This is a genomic window from Mycobacterium sp. (assembly GCF_050701675.1).
Classification (GTDB): Bacteria; Actinomycetota; Actinomycetes; order Mycobacteriales; family Mycobacteriaceae; genus Mycobacterium.
This window is the reverse complement of record NZ_JBOGDD010001049.1, coordinates 1-2,713: the sequence shown is the minus strand read 5'-3', so window position 1 is coordinate 2,713 and position 2,713 is coordinate 1. Positions and strand designations below refer to the sequence as shown.

The window sequence follows — 2,713 nt, the reverse complement described above, 5'->3', positions numbered from 1 at the left end:
GTCTACAACAGCGCGTCGGGCATGGTGCCGCTGGTGTACGTCATCGGGCTGGTAGCCATGGTCTTCACCGCCCTGGCCTACGCGCAGATGGCCAAGTCCTTCCCCTTGGCCGGCTCGGTGTTCTCCTACGTCGGTCGCGGCATCCACCCCAGCCTGGGCTTCTTCGCCGGCTGGGCGATCCTCCTTGACTACCTGCTGGTTCCGACGCTGCTCTACGTCTTCGCGGCCGAGTCGATGGTCGGGCTGTTCCCCGGCACTCCGCGGTGGTTGTGGGCGATCGTCTTCGTCGTCGTGAACACCATCATCAACCTGGCCGGGATCGGTTCGTTGAAGATCGCCAACCGGGTCTTCCTGGCCATCGAGCTGGTCTTCGTCGTGATCTTCGTGGTCATCGCGGTGCGGGCGATCAACGGGCAGAGCCTGCCCAACGTGGGGTGGAGCACGCTCCCGATCTGGGACTCCAGCACGGTGACCGCACCCCTGATCGCCAGCGCGCTGTCCATCGCGGTCCTGAGCTTCCTCGGGTTCGACGGCATCTCGACGCTGGCCGAAGAGTCGACGGGGCGGAAGAACCCAGCAGGTCGGGCAATGATCATCGCGCTGTTCGTGGTGGCGTTCCTGTTCATCACGCAGACGTGGCTGGCCAGCTTGCTCGCAGGCGGCCGCGAGTCGTTCAGTGACGACGAGGCGGGCAACGCGTTCTTCACCCTCGTCCAGGCGGCCTCGACCACGGGCTGGATGAACGCGTTCTTCGCGGTCAACGTGATGGCAGTCGGGTTCGCCAACGCGATGGCCGCCCAGGCCGCCACCAGTCGGCTGCTCTACTCGATGAGCCGCGACGGCCAGCTGCCCAGGTTCCTGTCCACGATCAGCAGCCGCAAGGTGCCGATTTCCGCGATCCTCGTGGTCAGCGCGCTCAGCATCGTGCTGGTGCTGTTCTTCGTCGGACAGATCGGCTTGATCTCGTCTCTGGTCAACTTCGGCGCATTGTTCGGGTTCTGCCTGCTGCACGTCTCGGTGGTCTGGTACTACCTGGTGCGCCAGAAGTCGAAGAACTACCTGCTGCACCTGGTGGTCCCCACCTTGGGCTTCCTGATCATCGGATACGTGTTGTTCAACGCCGACTCACTGGCCAAGATCGGCGGCCTGGTGTGGTTGGTCGTCGGCGCGATAGCGTTCGCGGTCAACGTCTTTCGCGGCAAGGGCGTTCCGGAACTGGCCGAGGAACAGTCCACGCAGGGCTGATCTCGGGTGCAGGCCTTAGGGTGAGCCATGACGATTGCCGCTCGCCTGCTCGACGTCATCGACGACGACATCCTCCCGCTCACCGAACGCGGCGTGGCCACGGGCAACAAGGTGTTCGGTGCGGCAATCCTGCGCAAGTCCGACCTGTCGCTGGTCATCGCAGGCACCAACGACGAGACCGACAATCCGCTCCTGCACGGGGAGATCAACACGCTGAACCAGTTCTACGGGCTTCGCGACCGGCCACCGGTTCCCGAGCTGGTCTTCCTCACCACCCACGAGCCCTGCACGCTGAGCATGTCGGCGATCACCTGGGCGGGATTCGACAACTACTACTACTTCTACAGCCACGAGGACTCCCGCGACAGCTTCGCCATCCCCCACGACCTAGTGATCCTCAAGGAACTGTTCGGGCTCGAGCCCGGCGGTTACCGGCGCGCCAACGCGTTCTGGACGGCGTACTCGATCCCTGCGCTGATCGAAATCGAGGACGAGCCACTGCGCGGCCGGCTTCGCGCGCAGCAGCAGCGCATCCGCGACAGGTATCAGGCGCTCTCGGAGCAGTATCAGGAATCGAAGGGCGACAACGACATTCCGTTGAGCTGAGCCGCGCCGTGCTCCGCTGGCCCTACGTATCCGTTACAGAAAGCGATATCACTTTCCCGGCAGCTCGCACGTGGCGAAACGTGCGAGATCCGCCGCGATGGCCCCGATCGAAGACTCGGTACCCGTGGCCACGCCGAGAACGAACTCCTCGGCGGCATCGACATCGAATCCGGCCGCGAGTTCGACATCGTTGATGCCAAGGAACGTCCACGTCGCTGCCCAGGCGGTCCGCTTGTTCCCATCGACAAGGGCATGGTTGCGAGCGAGCGACTGGAGCAGCGCCGCCGCCTTGGTGAAGAGATCCGGATAGGCGTCGACGCCGAAAACCGTTGCCCCCGGCCGCGCCACCGCAGAATCCAGCAGCCCGTAATCAGAAACCCGCAATGCCACACCAAGTGCGACGGACCCCGCGGTGAGCACGTCCTCACGGTCGAGGTACGTCGTCATTTGTCGGCGAGCCGGCGATTCAGTTCGGCGGAACGCTCGGCCACCAAGCGGGCGGCCTCGGCAACGCGGTGCTTGTGCTCACTGGCGGCAGCGATCGCAGCCCCGTGGACGAAGCTCCGAAGCGACTGTTTGGACCGCTCCGCCGCAGCACGTACGGTCTCCAACTCATCGTCGGAGAACGGAACGTTCAAGGCGGGCACGGTGCAATAGTACCGGCATCGGTACCGGATGCGGTACTACATTCCGAGCCGTCAGGCCCACCCGCAGCGCACGCGTCATTCATCGCGTCACTCTGCGACGCCCTTGCCCACGTAGCAGTGCTCGATTCGATTTCCGCCTGCCCTCTTCGACTGGTACATCGCCGCATCCGCTGCGTGGATCAGCCGGTCAACGAACTCCGGATACTCCATCGCGG

The 2,713-nt window shown here is 64.2% G+C and carries 4 protein-coding genes; 2 read left to right on the top strand and 2 right to left on the bottom strand.

Annotated elements, in window-relative coordinates; all coding sequences use genetic code 11:
* Together ACRDUX_RS32165 and ACRDUX_RS32160 are read left to right on the top strand one after the other, a co-directional pair.
* Positions 1-1,245, top strand: a 1,245-nt coding sequence (locus tag ACRDUX_RS32165; protein WP_526420121.1) for an amino acid permease, incomplete at its 5' end; no start/stop codon positions are given.
* 27 nt (positions 1,246-1,272) lie between these two features.
* The gene (locus ACRDUX_RS32160) at positions 1,273-1,851 is read left to right on the top strand and encodes a cytidine/deoxycytidylate deaminase family protein (RefSeq protein WP_526420119.1); all 579 of its coding nucleotides are present in this window, start codon (positions 1,273-1,275) and stop codon (positions 1,849-1,851) included.
* Positions 1,852-1,899: 48 nt separating this feature from the next.
* Here ACRDUX_RS32160 and ACRDUX_RS32155 read toward each other — a convergent pair whose 3' ends face one another.
* Positions 1,900-2,298, bottom strand: a complete 399-nt coding sequence (locus ACRDUX_RS32155) for a type II toxin-antitoxin system death-on-curing family toxin (RefSeq protein WP_526420117.1) — start codon at positions 2,296-2,298, stop codon at positions 1,900-1,902.
* A complete protein-coding gene (locus ACRDUX_RS32150) occupies positions 2,295-2,498 on the bottom strand; it encodes an antitoxin Phd (RefSeq protein ID WP_526420116.1) in 204 nt (67 codons plus the stop codon). The genes ACRDUX_RS32155 and ACRDUX_RS32150 overlap by 4 nt, the downstream gene beginning before the upstream one ends.
* Positions 2,499-2,713: the final 215 nt, after the last annotated feature.